19 protein-coding genes are annotated in these 22,389 nt (G+C 69.8%); 16 read left to right on the top strand and 3 right to left on the bottom strand.

Annotation, left to right across the window (positions count from 1 at the left end; genetic code table 11):
• The first annotated feature begins 78 nt into the window (after positions 1-78).
• The 3 genes from ACAM26_RS02250 to argE all read left to right on the top strand — a co-directional run bounded on the left by ACAM26_RS02250 (position 79) and on the right by argE (position 7,536).
• The gene (locus tag ACAM26_RS02250) at positions 79-5,817 is read left to right on the top strand and encodes an Hpt domain-containing protein (protein WP_369613059.1); all 5,739 of its coding nucleotides are present in this window, start codon (positions 79-81) and stop codon (positions 5,815-5,817) included.
• Entirely contained in the window at positions 5,814-6,284 is a 471-nt protein-coding gene (locus ACAM26_RS02245) for a chemotaxis protein CheW (protein WP_062274163.1), read from the top strand. Before ACAM26_RS02250 ends, ACAM26_RS02245 begins: the two co-directional genes overlap by 4 nt.
• Before the next feature lie 97 nt (positions 6,285-6,381).
• Positions 6,382-7,536, top strand: a complete 1,155-nt coding sequence (gene argE / locus ACAM26_RS02240) for an acetylornithine deacetylase (RefSeq protein WP_369613058.1) — start codon at positions 6,382-6,384, stop codon at positions 7,534-7,536.
• 52 nt (positions 7,537-7,588) lie between these two features.
• On the opposite strand, the gene argH is transcribed toward argE, so the two are convergent.
• The gene (gene argH / locus ACAM26_RS02235; protein WP_369613057.1) at positions 7,589-8,983 is read right to left on the bottom strand and encodes an argininosuccinate lyase; all 1,395 of its coding nucleotides are present in this window, start codon (positions 8,981-8,983) and stop codon (positions 7,589-7,591) included.
• A 343-nt stretch (positions 8,984-9,326) separates the two neighbouring features.
• Between argH and ACAM26_RS02230 the strand changes: the two genes are divergently transcribed.
• The 4 genes from ACAM26_RS02230 (at position 9,327) to rpmG (ending at position 12,459) form a co-directional block, all read left to right on the top strand.
• Positions 9,327-10,079: a LytR/AlgR family response regulator transcription factor gene (locus ACAM26_RS02230; protein WP_369613056.1), complete on the top strand. Its 753-nt coding sequence runs from the start codon at positions 9,327-9,329 to the stop codon at positions 10,077-10,079.
• Positions 10,080-10,145: 66 nt separating this feature from the next.
• Positions 10,146-11,954 carry a cation:proton antiporter gene (locus tag ACAM26_RS02225; protein ID WP_369613055.1) on the top strand — a complete coding sequence of 603 codons (1,809 nt, stop codon included), beginning with the start codon at positions 10,146-10,148 and terminating at the stop codon, positions 11,952-11,954.
• A gap of 86 nt (positions 11,955-12,040) precedes the next feature.
• The gene (gene rpmB, locus ACAM26_RS02220) at positions 12,041-12,277 is read left to right on the top strand and encodes a 50S ribosomal protein L28 (protein WP_369613054.1); all 237 of its coding nucleotides are present in this window, start codon (positions 12,041-12,043) and stop codon (positions 12,275-12,277) included.
• Positions 12,278-12,291: 14 nt separating this feature from the next.
• On the top strand, positions 12,292-12,459 hold the full coding sequence (rpmG, locus tag ACAM26_RS02215; RefSeq protein WP_012969431.1) for a 50S ribosomal protein L33: 168 nt from the start codon (positions 12,292-12,294) through the stop codon (positions 12,457-12,459).
• Positions 12,460-12,582: 123 nt separating this feature from the next.
• Here the strand turns inward: rpmG and ACAM26_RS02210 are convergent, their stop codons facing one another.
• Positions 12,583-12,948: a 4a-hydroxytetrahydrobiopterin dehydratase gene (locus tag ACAM26_RS02210; protein WP_369613053.1), complete on the bottom strand. Its 366-nt coding sequence runs from the start codon at positions 12,946-12,948 to the stop codon at positions 12,583-12,585.
• Between the two features lie 123 nt (positions 12,949-13,071).
• Between ACAM26_RS02210 and pabB the strand changes: the two genes are divergently transcribed.
• The 6 genes from pabB (at position 13,072) to ACAM26_RS02180 (ending at position 19,042) form a co-directional block, all read left to right on the top strand.
• Positions 13,072-14,454, top strand: a complete 1,383-nt coding sequence (gene pabB, locus ACAM26_RS02205) for an aminodeoxychorismate synthase component I (protein WP_369613052.1) — start codon at positions 13,072-13,074, stop codon at positions 14,452-14,454.
• A gap of 135 nt (positions 14,455-14,589) precedes the next feature.
• The gene (gene hemF, locus ACAM26_RS02200) at positions 14,590-15,513 is read left to right on the top strand and encodes an oxygen-dependent coproporphyrinogen oxidase (protein ID WP_369613051.1); all 924 of its coding nucleotides are present in this window, start codon (positions 14,590-14,592) and stop codon (positions 15,511-15,513) included.
• Positions 15,514-15,630: 117 nt separating this feature from the next.
• Positions 15,631-16,644 carry a porphobilinogen synthase gene (gene hemB / locus ACAM26_RS02195; protein WP_369613477.1) on the top strand — a complete coding sequence of 338 codons (1,014 nt, stop codon included), beginning with the start codon at positions 15,631-15,633 and terminating at the stop codon, positions 16,642-16,644.
• 150 nt (positions 16,645-16,794) lie between these two features.
• The gene (aroE, locus tag ACAM26_RS02190; protein ID WP_123143443.1) at positions 16,795-17,616 is read left to right on the top strand and encodes a shikimate dehydrogenase; all 822 of its coding nucleotides are present in this window, start codon (positions 16,795-16,797) and stop codon (positions 17,614-17,616) included.
• A 33-nt stretch (positions 17,617-17,649) separates the two neighbouring features.
• Positions 17,650-18,309, top strand: a complete 660-nt coding sequence (locus ACAM26_RS02185) for a hypothetical protein (protein WP_369613050.1) — start codon at positions 17,650-17,652, stop codon at positions 18,307-18,309.
• 85 nt (positions 18,310-18,394) lie between these two features.
• Positions 18,395-19,042 (top strand): carbonic anhydrase, encoded by a 648-nt coding sequence (locus ACAM26_RS02180; RefSeq protein ID WP_062274195.1) that lies wholly within the window; start codon positions 18,395-18,397, stop codon positions 19,040-19,042.
• A gap of 28 nt (positions 19,043-19,070) precedes the next feature.
• Here ACAM26_RS02180 and ACAM26_RS02175 read toward each other — a convergent pair whose 3' ends face one another.
• Positions 19,071-19,850, bottom strand: coding sequence for a zinc-dependent peptidase (locus ACAM26_RS02175; RefSeq protein WP_369613049.1), 780 nt, complete (start codon positions 19,848-19,850; stop codon positions 19,071-19,073).
• Between the two features lie 540 nt (positions 19,851-20,390).
• Here ACAM26_RS02175 and ACAM26_RS02170 point away from each other — a divergent pair.
• The 3 genes from ACAM26_RS02170 to ACAM26_RS02160 all read left to right on the top strand — a co-directional run bounded on the left by ACAM26_RS02170 (position 20,391) and on the right by ACAM26_RS02160 (position 22,346).
• Positions 20,391-21,041, top strand: coding sequence for an SCO family protein (locus ACAM26_RS02170; protein ID WP_369613048.1), 651 nt, complete (start codon positions 20,391-20,393; stop codon positions 21,039-21,041).
• On the top strand, positions 21,041-21,496 hold the full coding sequence (locus ACAM26_RS02165) for a copper chaperone PCu(A)C (protein ID WP_369613047.1): 456 nt from the start codon (positions 21,041-21,043) through the stop codon (positions 21,494-21,496). The genes ACAM26_RS02170 and ACAM26_RS02165 overlap by 1 nt, the downstream gene beginning before the upstream one ends.
• Before the next feature lie 217 nt (positions 21,497-21,713).
• The gene (locus ACAM26_RS02160; RefSeq protein WP_123141196.1) at positions 21,714-22,346 is read left to right on the top strand and encodes a cytochrome c; all 633 of its coding nucleotides are present in this window, start codon (positions 21,714-21,716) and stop codon (positions 22,344-22,346) included.
• Positions 22,347-22,389: the final 43 nt, after the last annotated feature.

Raw genomic sequence — 22,389 nt, 5'->3', positions numbered from 1 at the left:
ACATCCGCAGCGGGGGCGGGGCGTGCGCCGTGCGGTCGCCCGCGACCTTTCCTTGAATCAGGCAGGAGCGGCGCTCCCATGGCAGAGAAGAAGGTCATCGGTGGTTTGAACTGGGTCAAGGGCGAGATCGACTCGGCCCTGCGTCCGGCCCGTGATCTGGCGATCCTCCAGGCGGCGTCCGAGACCCCGCAGGATGCCGCCGAGGCCGGTGACGCGCTGGCCCAGGTGCAGGGTGTGTTGCTGGCGCTGCAGCTGCCGGCGCCGGCGCGCCTGGCCGAGGAGCTGGCGCGTCTCACCGCGCGCATCGGCGCCGGTGAGCTGGTCGAGCTGCAGGCCGGCGCGCGCGCCCTGACCAACGCCCTGGTGGCGCTCGCCGACCATCTCGACCGTCTCGATGCCGGGCACGACGACTCGCCGCTGAGCCTGCTGCCGGCGATCAACGAGGTGCGCGCGGTACTCGACACGCCGGCGCTGACCCAGACCGAGCTGCTTGCCGTGGCCGCGCTCGGCGGCACGAGCGATCCGCTGCAGGCCTCGCCCGAGGCGCTCGATGCGTTGGCCGAGGCGCTGCGTCAGGTGCGCCCGCAGTTCCACCGTCATCTGGTCGAGTGGTATCGCGCCGGTGGCGACGGGCGCGGGCTGGTCCAGCTCGGGCGCCTCTTCCACCATCTCCACGGTTATCTCGGCGAGGGACTGCTGGCCGACGTCTTCCGGCTCGCCGAACACCTCGCCGAGGCCCTGCGCCAGGGCTGGCTCGAGGCCGGCGCCGAGCAGCGCACCCTGCTCGGTCACCTCGACTGGATCCTCAAGCCGCTGGTGCAGCGCCCGCCGCAATGGCCGCAGGCGCAGATGATCGCGTTGATCGAGCGTCTGCTGGCGGCGCTCGCCCCGCTCGACCCGGCCCGACTGCCCGATCTGGAGTCGCTGCGCGCGCGCTACGGTGTGGGCGCGAGCGTCCCCGGAGATGCGGGCGACGAGGCCCTGGCCGCGGCGGCGGCCGAGGTGTTGGAGACCTTTCCCGAACTGGAGGGGCGCTTCGAGCGTCTCGCCCTGGGCGGCGGCCGCCCCGATCCCGGCGAGCTGGCGCTGATGGAGAGTGGACTGCGCCGCCTCGCCGAGCGTCTGGAGGTCCCCGGCGGCGACGAGCTGGTGGCCGAGCTACGCCGCTTTGCCGGTGAACTCGGCTCGGCCTTCGACGGCACCGACGGGGGCGGACGACTCGAGACCCTGGCCACCGGCCTGCTCGCGCTCAAGTCGCGGTTGCGCGCCTGCGCCGAGCGCCGCGTCGCGGCGCTGCCGGGCGCCCTGCCGGGGATCGATCTCGGCGAGCTGGCCAGCACCACGCTGCGCGAGGCCGGCTACGAGCTGGTCCAGGTCAAGGAGGCGATCGCCGCCTGTCATCTCGATCGCGACAACCTCGCGCCGCTGGCGCCGGTGCCCGGATCGCTGGAAGGCGTGGCCGGCGCGCTGCGGATCCTCGACGAGCAGCCCGCCGCCGAACTCGCCGAGTCGGTCGCCGCACTGGTGCGCGGGCTGGGTACGGCGCAGGCCCCGACACCGGGCGAGCGCGAGTTCGAGCACCTGGCCGACACCATCGCCGCGCTCGAGCTCTATATCGCCCATCTGCAGGACGGTCAGCCGTTCGGCGACAACCTGATCGAGCACGCCCGCAACTCGCTCGCCGCGCTGCAGGAGAGCCTCGGGAGCGCGTCGCCCGAGCCCGGCGCGCCGTCGCCAGCGGTGGCGACCGAGACCGATGCGGGGATCGGCGCCGTCACCTCGGAGTTCCTCGAGATCTTTCTCGAGGAGGCCGAGGAGGAGATGACCTCGGCGCGGGCCCAGTTCGCGCGCTGGTCCGAGGCCAACGAGGACTGGGACGCGCTGACCACGCTCAGGCGCAGCTTCCACACCCTCAAGGGCAGTGGCCGGCTGGTCGGGGCGCGCCAGGTGGCCGAGGTCGCCCAGGCCAACGAGATCCTGCTCAACCGCGTGCTCGAGCGCACCCTGCCGGTCTCGCCGCCGCTGATCGCACACATCGCCGCGGTGCTCGAACGGCTGCCCGAGCTGATCGGCGCCGAGGCCGAGGGGCGGGTGGTCGACACCGCGTCGCTGATCGCCCCGGCCGAGCGCTTGCTCGCGCCCGCAGCGGCGCCTGCCAGCGAGACCGGGCCAGTCCTCGGCCCGGCGCCGCCGAGCGCCGTCGAGGCCTCGGCAATCGACCGTGACGAGCCCGTCTCGCTGGATCCGGAGACGGTGCCGCTGCCAAGTCTGGGGCCTGACTCCGAACTCGCCGCGGGCCGCGAGGGCGCTGTGGACCCGGCCGCGCTGCTCGGAGTCGACGAGGCCGGTGAGCTGGAGCTGCCCGACCTGGAGCTGCCCACGCTCGATCTCTCCGAGCTGGAGCTGACCCCGCCGCCGCCCGCCGCGACCGAGACGCGTGTCACGCCGGACGACCCCCGGGTGTTGTCGCCGTCGCCGGCGCCCGAGCCCTTGCCCGACCCGGGGCTTGCCGCGCTCGATGCCGGCAGCCTGCTCGAGGAGGACGAGGAGCTGCTCGAGATCTTCCGCGCCGAGGCCGCCGAGCACCTGCAGCAGGTCACCGCCGCGCTGGACGAGTCACGCGCGGTCGACGAGCCGCTGCTGCGCGCGCTCCACACCCTGACCGGCAGTGCGCGGATGGCCGGGATCGACACCATCGCCACGGTCACCAAGTCGCTCGAACTGCGACTCAAGGGGTTACAGGCACGCGCGCTCGATCCCGACTCGAGACGCTGGCTCGAACGTGCGCGTGCGCTGATTGCCGAGCGGGTCGCCGAGCTGCCGGGCGTCGGGCCGGCGGGCTCGGCGCTGCAGGCGCTGGCCGTCGAGCTGGAGATGGCGCCGGCGCCGCGTGTCGGTGTGCCGACAGGGCCAGAGGCCCCGGCGGAACGCGCGGTAGCGATGCCGCCGCCCCTGCCGGAGCCCGTCGTCGAGCCAGCCGGGTCACCGCCGGCCGCGAGCGAGGCGGTTGTCTCATCGGGGGATGCCCGGTTCGGCTCGCACGGGCCGTCCGAGCCCGCCGTCGAGGCGATGACGGAATTGGAGCTGCCGGCCCTGGAGGATCCGCTGTTGGCAGCGGGGGCCTCGGTCGACGGGGCCGAGGAGGATGAGTCGCGCCCGGCCATGGCCGAGGGCGCGGAGCTGCCTTCGCTCGGTGCTGGTGATGCGGCGGGGGAGGTCCCCGGGGCCTTGACGTCGCCCGAGCCGGAGGCGAGCCTGGAGCCAGAGCCAGAGCCAGAGCCAGAGCCAGAGCCAGAGCCAGAGCCAGAGCCAGAGCCAGAGCCAGAGCCAGAGCCAGAGCCAGAGCCAGAGCCAGAGCCAGAGCCAGAGCCAGAGCCAGAGCCAGAGCCAGAGCCAGAGCCAGAGCCAGAGCCAGAGCCAGAGCCAGAGCCAGAGCCAGAGCCAGCGCCAGCGCCAGAGCGCCCCGCCGTCGCCGCCTCGGTCGACGTCGAAGAGGACAGCGTCGCCGCGCCCGACCCCGAGCTCGCGACCCTGTTCCTGGAGGACGCGCGCGAGCTGCTCGACAAGCTCGACGCCGAGTTCCAGGCCTGGCAGCTCGCGCCCCAGCAGCTCGAGCCGCTCGACGGCATCAACCGCATCCTCCATACCCTCAAGGGCAGCGCCCGGCTCACCGGGCTGACGGTGATCGGTGACCTCAGTCACGCCCTCGAGACCCGGCTCAAGGCGATCCACGACGATCAGCGCGCGATCACCGACACCACCCTGGAGCTGGCGCAGCGCGCCGTCGACGCCCTCGCCAATCAGGTCGAGGCGCTCGAGCGCGGCGCCCCGGTGCCGCGCCTCTCGGCGCTGGTGGCGGCGCTCGACGGGGTCGAGGAGCAACCGAGTGGCGCCGGCGGGACCCCGACGCCGGTCGCCGAGCTGCACCCGCTCACCTCCGAGGTCCCGGCTCAGCCGACACCGGCGACGCCGGCGCCGAGCGTGCCGGAGACCGCCGCGGCGCAGATCCGGGTGCGCGCCGACCTGCTCAACCAGCTCGTCGACGACGCCAGCGAGATCAGCATCTATCGCGCCCGTCTCAGTCAGCGCAACGCCCAGTTCGGCTTCAGCCTCGGCGAGCTGGAGCAGACGTTGAGCCGGCTGCGCGGCCAGCTGCGCGCCCTCGAACTGGAGACCCAGCGTCAGCTGCGCGGCCGCGGCGAGGAGACGGAGACCGATGAGGGTGGCGAGCAGGGCTTCGACCGGCTCGAGTTCGATCGTTTCTCGAACCTGCACCAACTCTCCGGGAGCCTCGCCGAGACCCTCGACGATCTGGGCAGCGTCAAGGAGTTGCTCGGCGGCTATCAGCGCGAGGTCGCCGATCTGCTGACCCAGCAGGCGCGGCTCGCCGACGACCTCCAGCACGGCCTGTTGCGCACCCGGCTGGTGCCCTTCGTGCAAGTGGTGCCGCGGCTGCACCGACTGGTGCGCCAGACCGCCGAGAGCCTGGGCAAGTCGGCGCGACTGGAGGTGATCGGTCCCGAGGTGGCGCTCGATCGCGCGGTGCTCGACCGGCTGGTGGCGCCGCTCGAGCACCTGCTGCGCAACGCCGTCGATCACGGTCTGGAGACCCCCGAGGCGCGCCTCGCGGCGGGCAAGCCGGAGACCGGCGCGCTGGTGCTGGCGCTGCGTCGCGAGGGCAACGATGCGCTGATCAGCCTGAGCGACGACGGCAAGGGGATGGATCTGGATGCGATCCGCGCCAAGGCGATCGCCCGCGAGATGCTCTCGCCCGAGGCCGAGATCCCCGATGAGGCGCTGCTGCAGTTCGTCCTCGAACCCGGCTTCACCACCCGCAGCGAGGTCACCCAGATCTCCGGGCGCGGGGTCGGGCTCGATGTCGTCGCCTCCGAGATCAAGGCCGCCAACGGCGGCATCGATCTCACCTCGCGCCGCGGTCAGGGGGCGACCTTCACCATCCGTCTGCCGTTGACCCTGGCGATGATCGAGGCCTTCCTGGTCAAGGTCGGCGAGAACGTCTACGCGGTGCCGCACAGCAGCGTCGAGGCGGTGGCGCGCATCGATCGCGAGCAGCTCGCCGCGATCCACGCTGGCGCCCAACGTCGCTTCAGTCATCTCGGCCAGGACTATCAGGTGGTCTATCTCGGCGGCGTGCTCGACCCGCACCAGGAACCCGAGCTCGGCGAGCAGCGCCGCTTGCCGCTGCTGCTGGCACGGGTCGGCGAGCAGCGCGTGGCGCTGCAGGTCGACAGCCTGATCGAGAGCCAGCGCATCCTGGTCAAGCCGCTCGGTCCGCAGCTGGCCGATGTGCGCTGGCTGAGCGGCGGCACCGTGCTGCCCGACGGTCGGGTGGCGCTGATCCTCGATGCCCTGGCGCTGCTGCGCTCCAAGGCGCTGCAGGAGTACCGCCCGGCCCGCGGCGCCGACACCCGCGGCGAGAGTCCGGTGTGCGTGATGGTGGTCGACGATTCGCTGACGGTGCGCCGCGTCACCAGCCGCCTGCTGCGACGTGAGGGCATGGAGGTGATCACCGCCAAGGACGGGGTCGAGGCGCTGACCCTGCTCGATGCGCGGATGCCCGACCTGCTGCTGCTCGATATCGAGATGCCGCGGATGGACGGCTTCGAGCTGACCCGCCACATCCGTCGCTCCGAGCGACTGCGCGCGCTGCCGATCATCATGATCACCTCGCGCACCGGCGAGAAGCACCGCAAGCACGCCCTCGATCTCGGTGTCGACCGCTATCTCGGCAAGCCCTATCAGGAATCGCAGCTGCTCGGCGAGATCGCCTCGGTGCTCACGGGGGCTGCGTCATGATCCCGCGACAGGGAGGCGCCGATCACGGCGAGGTGCGGGTGATGTTGCTGCCCACGCAGGGGCGCGATCTGCTGGTGCCGGCGAGCGCGGTGGCCGAGATCGTCTCGGCAGACGCGGTGCAGCCGCTCCCCGATACGCCCGAGTGGCTGCTCGGTGAGCTGCAGTGGCGTGGTCGGCGGGTGCCGGCGGTGGCCTTTGCGCCACCGCCCGAGGGGCAGGGGCGAGGGCGGGCGCATGCGCGGGTGGTGGTCTGCTTCATGCCCGCGGGGAACCCGGCGCTGCCCTTCGTCGCGCTCTACAGTCGCGGCATGCCGCGGCTCGAGCGGGCGGCGCCGGACAACCTGATCACGGAGCAGGACCCGCACCCCTTCGCCCTGTCGGCGCTCGCGCTCGGCGAGCGTCACGCCTGGCTGCCCGATTTCGCCGCGCTCGAGCGCGCCCTGCTCGCCGCCCAGGCGTCGGACTGACTCGTCCCGGCGGCGCGAGCGGCACTTGAACCGTGTCTCCCGGTCCGCTGTCGCCGTCACTCGACATGCCCATCCTCGACCCTCAGGAGTTCGTCATATGTCCGTCGATCCACCCCGGCTCGAGCAGATGCTCGGGGCACTCGTCTCGACCGCGTCGGTGATCTGTGTCGACCCCGCCCTCGATCAGAGCAATCGCCCGCTGGTGGCACTGCTCGCCGAGTGGACGGAGCGGGCCGGTTTCCGCGTCGAGGTGCTCGATGTGCCGGGGCATCCCGGCAAGGTCAATCTGGTGGCGACCCTGGGCGCGGGGACGGACGGGCTGGTGCTCGCCGGACATACCGATACCGTCCCCTTCGACGCGTCGCGCTGGAGCCACGATCCGCTGCGCCTGACTGAGGTCGACGGGCGTTACTACGGGCTCGGCATCGCTGACATGAAGGCCTTCTTCGCGCTCGTCCTGGAGGCCGCACGCGGGCTGGACGGCGCCGATCTGCGCGCGCCGCTGACGCTGCTCGCTACCGCCGACGAGGAGTCGGCGATGAACGGGGCGCGGGCGCTGGTCGCCGCCGGGCGCAGGCTCGGTCGTCACGCGCTGATCGGCGAGCCCACCGGGCTGCGTCCGGTGCGGTTGCACAAGGGGGTGATGAACGAGTCGCTGCGGTTGATCGGGCGCAGTGGTCACGCCAGTGATCCGGCGCTCGGCAACAGTGCGCTGGAAGGCATGCACGAGGTGATCGGGGCGCTGCTGGCCTGGCGCGAGGAGCTGCGTCAGGGGCATCATCACCCGGCCTTCGCGATCCCCACGCCGACGCTGAACCTCGGCCATATCCACGGCGGCGACAACCCCAACCGGATCTGTGGCGAGTGCGAGCTGCTGATCGATCTGCGGCTGTTGCCGGGGATGTCGGTCGAGACGGTGCGCGCCGCGCTCGCCGAGCGGGTCGCCGGAGTCGCCACGCGGCGCGGGCTGGGGTGGACGGTCGCGCCCCTGTTCGAGGCCATCCCGCCGGCCGAGACCGCTGCCGACGCGGCCATCGTGCGGGCCTGCGAGCGGCTCACCGGGCACCCGGCCGAGGCGGTCAACTTCGGCACCGAGGCGCCCTTCTTCAATCAGCTGGGGATGGACACCGTGGTGCTGGGGCCGGGCGACATTGCCCAGGCCCACCAGCCCGACGAGTTCCTCGCGCTCGAGCGCATCCCGCCGACGCTGGCGTTGCTGCGCGGCTTGATCCGCGAGTTCTGTCTGAACTGAGTCCGCGGCGTGCGCCGCGCCACCCCGCGCCGTCGGCGCGGGGTGGGTGCGTTCAGTCGGCGAGGCGCGGGCGGGCGCGGGCGATGGCTGCGCGTACCTGGTTCGGCGCGGTGCCGCCGAGGTGGTCGCGTGCGGCGACCGAGCCGTCGAGGGTGAGCACCGCGTAGACGTCGTCGGTGATCGCATCGGAGAACTGCTGCAGCGATTCGAGCGGCAGCTCGGCGAGGTCGCGACCCTCGCGCACGCCGAGGGCGACGGCCTTGCCGACGATCTCGTGGGCGTCGCGGAAGGGGATACCCTTGCGCACCAGATAGTCGGCGAGGTCGGTGGCGGTGCTGAAGCCCTGGCGCGCGGCCTCGCGCATGCGCTCGTGGTTGCAGCTGACGTGGGCCATCATGTCGGCGTACACCTTGAGCGAGCCCTTGAGGTTGTCGACGGTGTCGAACAGCGGCTCTTTGTCCTCCTGGTTGTCCTTGTTGTAGGCCAGGGGTTGGGCCTTCATCAGGGTCAGCAGGCCGATCAGGTGGCCGAAGATGCGACCGCTCTTGCCGCGCACCAGCTCGGGCACGTCGGGGTTCTTCTTCTGCGGCATGATCGAGGAGCCGGTGCAGAAGCTGTCGGAGAGCTCGACGAAGCCGAACTGTGCCGAGGACCACAGGATCAGCTCCTCGGAGAAGCGCGACAGGTGCATCATCAGGATCGCCGCATCGGCGCTGAATTCGATGGCGAAGTCACGGTCGGAGACAGCGTCGAGCGAGTTTTCGGCAGGGCGGTCGAAGCCGAGCAGCTCGGCGGTATAGGCACGATCGATGGGGTAGGTGGTGCCGGCGAGCGCGGCGGCGCCGAGCGGCATCACGTTGAGCCGGCGGCGGCAGTCGACGAGGCGGTCGTGATCGCGATCGAGCATCTCGAACCAGGCCATCATGTGATGACCGAAGGTGATCGGCTGGGCCACCTGCAGGTGGGTGAAGCCGGGCAGCACGGTGTCGGCCTCGCGCTCGGCGAGATCGAGCAGCGCCCGCTGCAGACGACGGATCTCGCCGGCGATGGTGTCGATCTCCTCGCGCAGCCACAGGCGCACGTCGGTGGCCACCTGATCGTTGCGCGAGCGCCCGGTATGGAGCTTCTTGCCGGCGTCGCCGATCGCCTGGGTGAGCGCCGACTCGATGTTCATGTGGACGTCCTCGAGCGGGATCGACCAGTCGAACTCGCCGGCCTCGATGCGCGCCCGTACCTGCTCCAGTCCGGCGACGATGGCGTCGCGCTCGGCGCCGCTGAGGATACCCTGACGGGCGAGCATGGTGGCGTGGGCGATCGAGCCCTGGATGTCGTAGCGATAGAGTCGACGGTCGAAGTCGACCGAGGCGGTGAAGGCCTCGACGAAGGCGTCGGTGGGGGCGTTGAAGCGCCCGGCCCAGGGTTTGGCAGATTGATTGGTGTCGTGCATGCTCAAGTGATCCGGGGGTTGAGAATCCTTTGATTCTACACGTTGTCCGGCGCCTGCTGGCAGGTGCCCCGCGGGCGTTGGTTCGGGATGGGGCGGCGTGGCGCGCGCTGCGTTACGCACGGCCGACTTGAGCCGGGCCCGGCAACGGCCCATCCTTGAGGGCGTGACGACGGCTCCGTCGGGGGCGTCGTGCACAGGGAAGGGCCGGGGGTGGGGTTGAGACCCCCCCTCAGAAGACCCATTGGAATGCGAATGCGCAGGGTGTGAGCCACCCTGCGGCGGGGGCGGCACTGCTCCACTCCCGTGAACGCTGTAATCCATCCATGGATAGGGGTGAGTCAGCATGAAGATCCTGGTCGTCGATCATGAGACCTCGGCACGCGAACGGCTGCGTCAGCTGCTCGCCGAGACCGAGGGAGACCACGAATTGGCCGGAGAGGCCTGCAACGGGCTTGAGGCGATCGAGCGTTGCCGTCGTCAACCCATCGACCTGGTACTGCTCGATCTGCAGATCCCCGGACTCGACGGCCTGCAGACGGCGGCGCGTCTGGCCACCCTGGAGCGGCCGCCGCGGGTGGTGTTGATGACCCCTGGCGAGCGCGCTCGTGGTGGCCAGCTGCTGGCCCCGCCGGCGGTGCTCGAGCGGCTCGACAAGCCGGTCGAGGGTGAACGACTGGAGGCGGTGCTGCGCCGCGGCCAGGGACTGGTTTGGGGGCGTCAGGCAGCCAACCGCCCCTCCTGGCCGGGCGGCGGCGAGGAGCGGCGCACCGAGATCAGCGCCCCTTATCGCGGCAGTGTGGTGCGGGTAGCGGTGCGCGATGTCGTCTATCTGCAGGCCGAGCACAAGTACGTCACCGTTTACCACCCCGAGGGCCAGCTGCTGGTCGACGAGTCATTGCGCTCCTTTGAGCGCGAGTTCCCCGAGCTGTTCCTGCGCATCCATCGCAATGCGCTGGTCGCGTGCAGTCGCTTGGAGGGGTTGGAGAAATGCCCCGACGGCTCGACCGTGGCGCGGCTGCGGGGACGTCCCGAACGGCTGACGGTGAGCCGTCGCCATCTCGCCCAGATTCGTCGCTGGCTGCGCGCCGGGCCGTAATCGCGGGCGTCCCTGCGGGCTGCTCGCGGGCTTGGGATCCGCCGGGCCGCCCCCAAGGCTCCACTCATGTCCAACCTGACCGAGACCCTCGCACTGGTCGCCGCGCTCGGTATCGCCGTGCAGTGGCTCGGCTGGCGCGCGCGGGTGCCGACCATCGTGCTGCTGCTCGGCTGCGGCCTGCTGGCCGGACCGGTGTTGGGGGTGATCCGACCGAGTGAGTCGCTGGGGCCGGCCTATCCGGCGCTGATTGAACTCGGGGTGGCGGCGATCCTGTTCGAGGGCGGGCTCAGCCTGCGCTGGCACGAGCTGCGCCAGACCGCCGCCGGGGTGTGGCGTCTGGCCACCTTCGGGGTGGCACTCAGCCTCGGGTTAGGGGCGCTGGCCGCGCATCTGCTCGGCGGGTTGTCGTGGCCGGTGGCGCTGGTGTTCGCCGCCATCGCCGTGGTCACCGGGCCGACGGTGATCCTGCCGCTGCTGCGTCAGGCGCGACTGCGTCGTCGCCCGGCCTCGCTGCTGAAGTGGGAGGGCATCGTCAACGACCCGATCGGGGCGCTGCTCGCGGTGGTGCTGTTCGAGGCGATGATCTCGCCCGGTTCACCGGAGTTCGGTCATACCCTCGCCGAGTTGTTGCTGGGTCTGGCCGGTGCGGCGGCCTTCGGCGTCGCGACGGGCTGGTCGCTGGGGCGGCTCTATCTCGCCGGTCAGGTGCCGGAGTATCTCAAGGGGGCGCTGGCGCTCGGGGTTGCGCTCGGGGTGTTTGCGCTGGCCAACCTGGTCTTCGTCGAGTCCGGGCTGGTGGCGGCGACGGTGATGGGGGTGGTGCTTGGCAACATGGGGCTGCCGAGCATCGAGGAGGTGCGCCGCTTCAAGGAATCGGTTGCGGTGTTGCTGGTCTCAGGGATCTTCCTGCTGCTCTCGGCCGATCTCGACCCCGAGATCCTGCTCGCGCTCGACTGGCGCAGCGCCCTGTTGATCGTCGCCATGGTTCTGGTGGTCAGGCCGCTGGCGGTGTGGCTTGCCACCCTCGGCTCCGGGTTGGAATGGCGCGAGCGGGTGCTGCTCGGTTGGATCGCGCCGCGCGGGATCGTCGCCGCGGCGGTCGCCGGAGTGCTGGGGCCGGGGCTGGTGGCGGGCGGCTTCGCCGACGGCGCCCTGCTGCTGCCGCTGGTGTTCGTGCTGATCCTGGTTACCGTGGTGGCGCACGGCTTCTCGCTCGGCTGGTTGGCGCGGCGTCTGGGGTTGAGCGCGGCGGCCCGCGAGGGGCTGCTGATCTGCGGCGCCAGCCCCTGGAGTTGCGCCCTCGCCGAGACCCTGCACGCCCAGCAGGTGCCGGTGCGCCTCGCCGATCGCTCCTGGCACCGGTTGCGCGCAGCGCGCCAGGCCGGGGTACCGGTCTATTATGGTGAACTGCTCTCCGAGCACGCCGAGGGCGAGCTGGAGTTGACCGATTTCGGCAGCCTGCTGGCGATCAGCGGCAACGATGCCTATGATTCGCTGGTCTGCGCCCAGTATGCGCCGGCCTTCGAGCGACGCCGGGTCTATCAGTTCCCGATCGAGCCCGGGCATGCGCAGCGTCGTCCCGGCGCCGGGTCGCGGGGGCGGCCCTTCCTCGCCGAGGGGCTGCAGTTCGAGGACCTGCAGCGTGAGTGGTATCGCGGCTGGACCTTCCAGGTCACCCGGCTTGGCGAGGGTTTCGATCTCGATGCACTGCGCCGCAGCCTGCCCGAGGGCGCGCGTCTGGTGTTGCTGATCGATGCCGCCGAGGGGGTGCGTCTGGCCGCCGCCGACATCCCCTTCAGGGCCGCTGTGGGGCAGCGGGTACTGTGGTTCGGGCCCAAGGGCGAACGGGGCGGGGAAGGTGACGAGCGGGGGTGAAGCTCTTGCATCTAATTGAATTCTCGTGCTAGCATCCCGCTTCTTTATGCACTCAAACGCTCGACGACTTCGTAGAGATCTTCGCCATGTCCAAGGTATGCCAGGTAACCGGTAAGCGTCCCATTACCGGCAACAATGTCTCGCACGCTCACAACAAGACCAAGCGTCGCTTCCTGCCGAATCTGCACGTTCACCGCTTCTGGGTAGCGAACGAGAATCGCTGGGTGCGTCTGCGGATCTCGGCCAAGGGCATGCGGATCATCGACAAGAAGGGAATCGACACTGTGCTCGGCGATATCCGCGCACGTGGCGAGCGCGTCTAACCGGAGAATCCACCATGGCCAAGGCAGCACGCGAAAAGATCCGTCTCAACTCGAGCGCAGGGACCGGTCACTTCTACACCACGACCAAGAACAAGCGCAATCAGCCCGGCAAGATGGAGATCAAGAAGTTTGATCCCGTCGCTCGCCAGCACGTGATGTACAAGGAAGGCAAGATCAAGTAAGTCCGCTCATGCGGCATGATCCGCCCCTGCAGTCGACCGAGCGCCGGTCGCGATCTCGGTACCTCGCGCCCGAGCATCGAAAAAAGCCCGCATGTCGCGGGCTTTTTTCGTGTCAGCCGCCCATCATCCTGCATCGTCGATGAGATAGGCATGTTCCGCCGGGGTGCCGCTCAACGCCGAGTCTGGTCCCGGACGCCATCCGAGCCAGCGCTCGATCTCTTCGGCCAGCGCCAGGTCCAGGTCGGTGACCCCGCCAGCCGAGTGGGTGCTGAGCCGGATCCCGATGTGATCGTAGCCGAGCTCCAGCTCGGGGTGGTGCCAGGCGAGCTCGGCGAGATGCGCGATGGCGTTGGCTGCAAGCAGTGTCGCCCGCCAGCCGCTGGTGCGGTAGTCGCGCCTCAGCGCGCCGTCCTGATGACGCCAGTGTGGCAGCGCCTCGTTCAATCGCCGGTTGATGTCCGATGATAACAGTGGTCGTGGGGTCGCCATGGTCGTCGCTCCTCCGCAAGTCCGCGGGCGCGGCTGCATCCCGCCTCGTCGCTTCGAGAGTAAGGGTGGGACAGGGAATCGCCAAGTCTGCCAGCGGTCGTCAGTCTCGAGAATCGACTACCGATGCCTGATTGCCCCCCGGCGGGTCCGCTGATCCGCGAGATCCCCTATGTCGAGGATTGCACGGCGTGCTTTGCGCCGTTGTTGCAACGCCGCTGGCCGGTGTGGCTCGACAGCGGGCGCCCCTTCACCGTTCAGGGGCGCTACGACATCCTCAGTGCCGATCCGCGCCGGGTGCTGGTGACGCGGGGGGGCGAGACCACGCTGATTGATGCCGACGGTGCCCGGCGTTGCTCCGGCGCCGACCCCTTCGTCCTGCTCGCCGACGCCCTCGGTCCGCCCCGCCCCGCTCCGGATGGGCTGCCCTTCGCCGGTGGTGCCATCGGTTTCTTCGGCTATGACCTCGGGCGCCGTCTGCAGGGGTTGCCCGAGCGTGCCCGCGAGCCGGGTGCGCCACCCGATCTTGCCGTCGGGCTTTATGACTGGGGCGTGGTGGTCGACCACCACACCCGTCGTGCCTGGCTGTTCGCCCCGACCGATGATGAACTCGATCGCCGCACCGGTCTGCTCAAGGCCCCGGTGCCGCGGCTGCCGCCCTATCGCACCCACGGTGCGGTGCGCCCCGACTGGTCGCACGCCGCCTATGTCGAGGCGATCGCGCGCATCCATGCCTATCTGCACGCCGGCGACTGTTATCAGGTCAATCTCGCGCAACGCTTCTCGGTGCCTGCCAGCGGTCATCCCTGGCACGCCTATCGGCTGTTGCGTGAACTCAATGCCGCGCCCTTCTCGGCCTATCTGCAGGGGCCCGACTGGCAGGTGCTGAGCTCTTCGCCGGAGCGCTTCCTGGAGGTGCGTGACGGGCTGGTCGAGACCAGGCCGATCAAGGGAACCCGTCCGCGCGACCCCGATCCGGCGCGTGATCGTGCCCTTGCCGAGACGCTGCGGCTCAGCCCCAAGGACCGCGCCGAGAACCTGATGATCGTCGATCTGCTGCGCAACGACCTGGGACGGGTGTGCGACTACGGCAGCGTGCGCGTGCCGGCGCTGTTCGCAATCGAGCACTATGCCCGGGTGCATCATCTGGTGAGCACGGTCAGCGGGCGGCTCGCGCCCGGACGCTCCGCCGTCGAGCTGTTGCGCGCGGCCTTCCCCGGCGGCTCGATCACCGGTGCCCCCAAGCGTCGGGCGATGGCGGTGATCGACGAGCTCGAGGCGGCGCCGCGCGGTCCCTACTGCGGTGCCATCGGCTATCTCGGCCATGACGGTGCGATGGACACCAATATCGCCATCCGCACCCTGGTGCACGCCGCGGGTCGGACTCGGCTGTGGGCCGGTGGTGGCATCGTCGTCGATTCCGAGGCTGAGGCCGAGTATCGCGAGACCCTCGATAAGGCCGCTCCGCTGCTCGAGCTGCTCGAATGCTTGCGTGATCGCAACGGTTGAGTGAAGTCCGCCGGGGCCTGTGCATGGGTGGACGTCGCGCCGGGCTGTTCTATGATCGATCCCCGGTGGGGTGTCACCATGCTCGTGTGTGGTGCGACCCCGCTCATCATCGAACCCAGCATGAGGCGCACACCGATGTCCAACCGACCCGATACCCTGGCCGTGAAGTCCTATCTGCTGATGTTGCAGGATCGTATCTGCAAGGCGTTGCGCGACACCGATGGCGGCGCCGGTTTTCGTGAGGATCTGTGGGAGCGCCCCGATGGGGGGGGCGGTCGCACCCGGGTGATGCAGGACGGGGTGCTGTTCGAGCAGGGCGGGATCAACTTCTCGCACGTGCGCGGCGAGGCCCTGCCGGCGGCGGCGAGCGCCTCGCGTCCTGAACTGGCCGGGCGCAGCTACGAGGCGATGGGGGTCTCGCTGGTGGTCCACCCGCAGAACCCCTATGTGCCCTCATCGCACCTCAATGTCCGCTTCTTCCTCGCCGAGCACCCAGAGACCGAGCCGGTGTGGTGGTTCGGCGGCGGCTTCGACCTCACCCCCTATTACGGCTTCGAAGAGGATGCGGTGCACTGGCACCGCAATGCCCAGGCCGCCTGCGTGCCCTTCGGCGAGGATCTCTATCCGCGCTACAAGCGCTGGTGCGACGAGTACTTCTTCCTGCCGCATCGCAACGAGCCGCGCGGTATCGGCGGGATCTTCTTCGACGACTTCGATCGGGACGGCTTCGATAACAGCTTTGCCTTCATGCGCAGTGTCGGCGATCACTATCTCAGCGGCTATCTGCCGATCGTCGAGCGACGCTGGGCACATGTCTACGGCGAGCGCGAGCGTGACTTCCAGTGTTATCGGCGCGGGCGCTACGTCGAGTTCAACCTGGTGTGCGACCGCGGCACCCTGTTCGGGTTGCAGTCGGGAGGCCGCACCGAGTCGATCCTGGTCTCGCTGCCACCGGCAGTGAGCTGGCGCTATGACTTCACCCCCGAGCCCGGCAGCCCCGAGGCTGAACTCCACGAACACTTCCTCGAGCCGCGCGACTGGTTGACCGAGACCGCTTGAATCGTGGTCTTGCTGCCGTCGTGACTGGAGCCACGACGGCGGCTGAGCTATGTTACCCGGCTGAAGCGCCGGGATAGGCCCGGTCGCCCAGGATTCGCCCCCCGAGGTTTGATGTCGATGTCACCCCTTGATACTTCGCGTGCCGCCTTCCCTGTCACCCGCATGCGCCGGATGCGTCGCGACGACTTCTCGCGCCGGATGATGCGTGAGACCACCCTGACCCCGGACGACCTGATCTACCCGGTGTTCGTGCTGGAGGGTAAGGGTGAGCGCGAGGCGGTCGAATCGATGCCCGGGGTCGAGCGCCTGAGCGTCGACCTGCTGGTCGAGGAGGCACGCGAGGTCCATCGCCTGGGGATCCCGGCGCTGGCGCTGTTCCCGGTCACCCCGGACTCGGTCAAGTCGCTCGACGCGCGCGAGGCCTACAACCCCGATGGCCTGGCCCAGCGTGCGGTGCGCGCGATCAAGGATGCGGTGCCCGAGCTTGGCATCATGACCGACGTCGCCCTCGATCCCTTCACCACCCACGGTCAGGACGGCCTGATCGACGACCAGGGCTACGTGATGAACGAGCCCACCGTCGAGGTGCTGGTGCGTCAGGCCGTCTCCCATGCCGAGGCCGGCGCCGACATCGTCGCCCCCTCCGACATGATGGACGGGCGCATCGGCTCGGTGCGTGCCGCGCTCGAGCAGGACGGTCATATCCACACCCGCATCATGGCCTACTCGGCGAAGTACGCCTCGAGCTACTACGGCCCCTTCCGTGACGCCGTCGGCTCCTCGGCCAACCTCGGCGCGGGCAACAAGTACACCTACCAGATGGACCCGGCCAACACCGACGAGGCGCTGCACGAGGTCGGTCTCGATCTCGCCGAGGGCGCCGACATGGTGATGGTCAAGCCCGGCATGCCCTATCTCGACATCGTGCGTCGGGTGAAGGACCAGTTCGGTGCCCCGACCTTCGTCTATCACGTCAGCGGCGAGTACGCGATGCTCAAGGCCGCGAGCATGAACGGCTGGCTCGACGAGCGCGCGGTGGTGCTCGAGGCGATGGTGTCGATGAAGCGCGCCGGTGGTGACGGTATCCTCACCTACTACTCCAAGGACATCGCCCGCTGGCTGGGGGCCTGATCCCCTGATGTCCCCGGGCGCGCGGCACCGCTTCGCGCGCTCCGGCTCCCGGGCGCTCGCGCCCTCGATCGACAGTTTCCTGACCCGCGCCGGGCCTCCGGGGCGGGTCTTTGCGAATGCGCCTCACCGCGCCGGACAGGTCGCCCCGAGATGCTCCATCGTTACGCCGTCATCGGCAATCCGATCGAACACAGTCAGTCGCCGACGATCCACGCCGCCTTCGCCCAGCAGTGCGGGGAGGCGATCGACTATGGCCGGATCCTCGGTGATCGGCACGACTTCGCCGGCGATGTCCAACGCTTCTTCGCCCAGGGCGGGCTCGGCCTGAACGTCACCCTGCCGTTCAAGGAGCAGGCCTGGGCGCTGGTCGAGGAGCGCAGCGAGCGCGCCGAGGTCGCCGGCGCGGTCAACACCCTGATCGCGCTCGCCGACGGCCGGTTGCGCGGCGACAACACCGACGGCATCGGGCTGGTGCGCGATCTCGCCGACAACCACGGCTTCGTCTTCGCCGGCACCCGGGTGCTGCTGCTCGGCGCCGGCGGCGCGGCGCGCGGCGCGCTGGTGCCGTTGCTCGAGAGCGGGCTGCGCGAGCTGGTGATCGCCAACCGTACCCCGGAGCGCGCCCATACCCTGGCAGCGCTGGGCTCGGGCGCGGTGCCGGTCTCCGGCTGCGGCTTCGAGGCGCTGGCCGGCGAGCGCTTCGACCTGGTGATCAACGCCACCTCGAGCGGGCTCTCGGACACGGTGCCGCCGATCCCCGCCGATCTGCTCGCCCCCGGCGGCTGGACCTACGACATGCTCTACGGCGCGGCGCCGACCGCCTTCTGTCGCTGGGGACGGGCACACGGCGCGGCGCACAGTCTCGACGGCCTGGGCATGCTGGTCGAGCAGGCCGCCGAGTCCTTCCGGCTGTGGCGCGGGGTGCGTCCGCGCACCGCCGAGGTCATCGCCATGCTGCGCGCCGCCGACTGAGCGCGCCGATCCCTCATCACGCTGGAGCGCGTCATGGAGTCGAACCACATCCCCGGGCGCCGCGAGCGCCAACTGCTGCGCGGTCAGGACAATCCGCTCTTCGGCTGGCCGCCGGCGCCGCTCGATCCGGCGGCGCTGGAGGCCGCGCGCACCGCCGATCGGGCGGCGCTCGAGCGCTTTCGCGAGCGCTTCGCGCAACAGCTGGAGCGCGCCGCCAAGCTCGGCGAGCACGGCGACGGTACCGAGGTGATGGCGCTCAAGGAGACGCTCGAGCAGCTCTACGAGGAGAGCTTCGGGCTGCCCGCGGCGCTCGAGCGCGAGCGCGAGGCGCTCGCCGGGCTGATCGAGACGATCGCCCGCAGTCTCGCCCGCGCCACCCGCGACGACCCCGAGGCGAGCGCCGCGCTGGCCGAGTTCGAGCGCGCCCGCGCGACCCATTTCGCGCTGCTGCGCCAGCCGCTGGTGGGCGATCTGCTCGACCCCGAGGGGCCGATCGGGCCGAGCGAGCTGCTGCCGACCCTGCTGAGCGTGCCCGCCGAGGAGTTCGACGCCGCGCTCGCGCTGTTCGACGAGCTGCAGCGTCGCACCCTGGTGCGCGACGGCGAGGCGCTGCTCGCGCGCCTCGAGGCGGCGGGTGTCGACTGCGTCGAGCCGCGCCGCCGGCTCGCCGCGCTCGTCGACGTGGCCCGCTGAACGCCCCGGTCGCGGGTGAGGTTTCCCGGACGCGCGGACTCCGTCCGCCGTCCATCTTCGCGACGACAACGACTGAGACTGCTTCATGACCAACAAGATCTCCGCCGTGGATGCCCTGCGCCGTCTGCGCGATGGCAACCGCCGCTTCGCCGCCGAACTCCGCGCCTCCAACAACGCGATCACCCATGCCGACTTCGCCGGGTTGCTGTCGGGGCAGAGCCCCTTTGCCATCGTCCTCGGCTGCTCGGACTCGCGGGTGCCGGCCGAGCTGGTCTTCGACCAAGGCTTCGGCGACCTGTTCGTGATCCGGGTGGCGGGCAACATCGTTGCGCCCTCGCAGGTCGGCAGCGTCGAGTTCGCCGCCTCGCGTTACGACACCAAGCTGGTGGTGGTGCTGGGTCACTCCTGCTGCGGTGCGATCAGTGCCACCCTGGAGACCATGCTCGACGGCGCCGACAGCGAGTCGCGCAACGTCGCCGCCATCGTCGACCGGGTGAAGCCCTCGATCGAGGGGTTGCTCGAGACCGAGCTGCGTGAGGATCGCGAGGCGCTGCGCCATGCCGCCGTGCGCGCCAACGTGCGCGCCTCGGTCGACCATCTGCGTCACGGCTCGGCGATCCTCGAATCGCTGATCGAGCGCGAAGGGCTGATGGTGGTCGGTGCCGAGTACTCGCTCGAGACCGGGCTGGTCGACTTCTTCGACGGCGTGCCCGAGGGTTGGGATCAGGAGTGACCCGTTTGCGCCTGGGTCCGCGTCGGGCTCAGGCGTCCGCCGCCAGTCGCGCCAGCGGGTGTTGGCGGTAGAAGGCGCGCAGCTGTGCGTAGACCGCCGGATAGGTCTCGATCAGCAACTCAGGCCACTCGAAGAAGTATTCGCTCGTCACCGCGAAGAATTCCGCCGGCGATTCGCTGGCATAGGGGTCGATCGCGGTCTCCTCGTCGGCCTCGACCCGGGTGCAGAGGTCTGCATAGGCGGCGGCGAGGTCACGCTGCCAGTCGGCGCTCGACATCCCCGGGTGCAGCGGCGGGCAACCGTTGGGCGCGCCGGCGCGCATGTCGAGCTTGTGGGCGAGCTCGTGGATGACGACGTTGTAGCCCTCGCCGCGGCCACCTGCGACGACATCGGCCCAGGACAGGATCACCGGGCCCTGTTCCCAGGACTCGCCGCTCTTGGCCTCCTGTTCGATCCACACCACGCCGTCGTCACCCATCACCTCGCGTTCGGGGACGAACTCCTCGGGATAGACGATCACCGCGTACCATCCGCGGTACCAGTCGAGCCCCAGCTTCAGCACCGGCAGTGCCGCCTGCAGCGCGATCCGCAGTCGCTCGGTAGCCGTGAGCGCGACGCCCTGGGCACACTCGATGCGTTTGGTGCGGAGGAACTCGAGCGCCAGGGTCTCCAGCCGCTCGGCCGTCTCCGGGTCGAACCCGGCGAGCAGTGGCAGCGCCTCCCAGGCCGACTCCCAATCGCGCGTCGAGAACATCCGACTCACCCGCTCGATCCGGCGCGCGCGCCACCACTGACTCAGCGCGCCCATGCGCGCCGTCCGTCCGCTGCCTGATCCATCGAGGGGCTCCTGTGAAGGCGGGTTAAAGAGGGCATTGAAACCGATCGGGGGCGCGGGGCAAAGGGGGGGCGATCAGCCTTCAGCCTTCAGCCTCCAGCCGCCAGTTGCCAGCCGCCAGCCGCCAGCCGCCAGCTGCCAGTAGCCAGCCGTCAGCCGCCAGCCGCCAGCCGCCAGCCGTCAGCCGTCAGCCGTCAGCCGCCAGTCGCCAGTCGCCAGGAATTTTGAACCGCAAAGGCCCAAAGGGTGCGAAGGGGGGGAGGGCTATCAGCTACCAGCTACCAGTTGCCAGCCATCAGCCATCAGCCATCAGCCATCAGCCGCCAGCCGCCAGCCGCCAGCCGCCAGTCGCCAGTCGTGGGGCGAGGGGCGAGGGGCGAGGGGTGGCGCGATGACGCTCGCTGGCGGCTGAAGGCTGACCGCTTGCGGGGCTCCGGCTTGATGTCGGTCGCGACTCCACGCACTATTGGACCATCGTGGGGTTGCGAGCCGAGCCGCTCGGCAGGGAGATCCATGCAACGGACGCCATCGCTCCTGGTCACCATCGCGCTCTCGCTGGTGCTGCTCGTGCCGGTCGGCTGGCTGTTGTTCGAGCGCCTGTCCCCGTCCGTCCCCGGACCCGCCCTCGCCTCGGCGCCGCGAGGGGGCGACTTCACCCTGGTCTCCGCCGCTGGACCGGTGAGCCTGTCGGGACTGCGCGGCAAGGTCGTGTTGATCTATTTCGGCTACACCTGGTGCCCGGATATCTGTCCGACCAACCTCGCCCTCATCGCCCATGCGCTTGGCCAGCTGACCCCGGAGGTCCGCGAGCGTGTCCAGGTGCTCTTTGTCAGCGTCGACCCCGAGCGCGACGACCCCGAGCGGTTGCGTCAGTACACCGCCTATTTCCATCCCGCGATCATCGGTCTGACCGGTCCCCCCGAGCAGCTGGCCGAGATCGCCGCACGCTACGGCGCGGCCTACCGGCGGGTCGAGCAACCGGACTCGGCGCTCGGCTATCTGGTCGACCACTCGGCCAATACCGTGCTGGTCGATCCCGAGGGACGCCTGGTGGGGCAGCTCCCCCACGCCACCGCGCCCGAGCGGATCGTCGAGCGTATTCACGGGTTGCTCGGTCTTGCGCCGACCGGGTCGGCAGGCCCATTCCATTCGGAGGAGTCGTGATGAGGAGCCTTCTGCTGATCGTGTTGCTGTCGTGCTGGCTGGCGCCGTTGTGGGCGGCCCAACCCGACGGCGTGGTGGTCGATGAGGCCTATGTGCGTGCCGTGCCACCGGGGCAGCCCAACAGCGCGGCCTTCATGGTGCTGGAGAACGACGGTGCGGTGGACCGGGCCGTGGTCGCGGCGACGAGCCCGGTGGCCGAGGTGGTCGAGCTGCACACCCACCGCGAGGAGGGCGGGATGATGCGGATGCGCCGGATCGAGCGTATCGCGCTACCCGCCGGTGAGCGGGTACGCCTCGCCCCCGGTGGGCTGCACCTGATGTTGATCGGGCTGCGACAGCCCTTGCTGGTCGATGAGCTGGTGGCGCTGGAGCTGCAGCTCGACGACGGTTCCCGGATCGGACTCGATGTCCCGGTGCGTGCGCTCGGAGGCGGGGTGGGGCACCAGGGTCATTGAGGCCTCGCCCGCATCGACCCCGCGCTCGACGAGAGACGGTCGGGATCTTTACGGCTGCTGGTCTGTCTCTGCAGAGACATGTCGGGAACGGCGTGTAATTTGACCCATATGACGAAATTCTGATATATATCGCAGGATTTTCTCCACCTTCTTCCTCGAGGCCCACCCGTCACCGGACGGCGGCGCGGCCATGAACCACGAACACTGGGCATTTGCAATGATGAAGACTTGGCTGATTTCGGTTTCGGCGGCGGCGGTATTGATGAGCGGCGCGGCGATGGCCGCGGACGGATTCGAACTGGGCGACCCCAAAGCGGGCGAGGCCAAGGCGAAGGCAATCTGTCAGGCGTGTCACGCGGCTGACGGCAACAGCATCGTGCCGCTGTGGCCGAAGCTCGCCGGTCAGCACCCCGAGTACGCCTATAAGCAGCTGGTGCAGTTCAAGAACGGCGAGCGCTACAACGTGCAGATGACCCCGATGGCGATGCCGCTGACCGAGAAGGAGATGCGCGACGTCGTCGCCTACTACTCGCAGCAGGTGCAGACCGGTGGTGTTGCCGATCGTGAGCTGGCCGCACTCGGCGAGAAGATCTATCGCGCCGGCAACCCCAAGAGCGGCGTGCCCGCCTGCAGTGGCTGTCACGGGCCGGCCGGCATGGGCCAGGGGTTGTCCAAGTTCCCGCGTCTCGCCGGTCAGCATGCCGACTACGTCAAGCAGACGCTCGAGTACTTCCGCAAGGGCGAGCGCGCCAACGATCCCAACGGCATGATGCGCGGCGTCACCGCGCGCATGACCGACAAGGAGATCGCCGCGGTGTCGCAGTACATCCAGGGTCTGCGCAACGACTGATCCAGCGACCGCGCGCATCACGCGAAAGGGCAGCCTCGGCTGC

The sequence above is a fragment of the Marichromatium sp. PS1 genome (assembly GCF_041155115.1).
Lineage (GTDB): Bacteria > Pseudomonadota > Gammaproteobacteria > Chromatiales > Chromatiaceae > Marichromatium > Marichromatium gracile.
The sequence above is the reverse complement of the archived record's forward strand: the minus strand, read 5'-3'. Positions and strand labels throughout refer to the sequence as shown.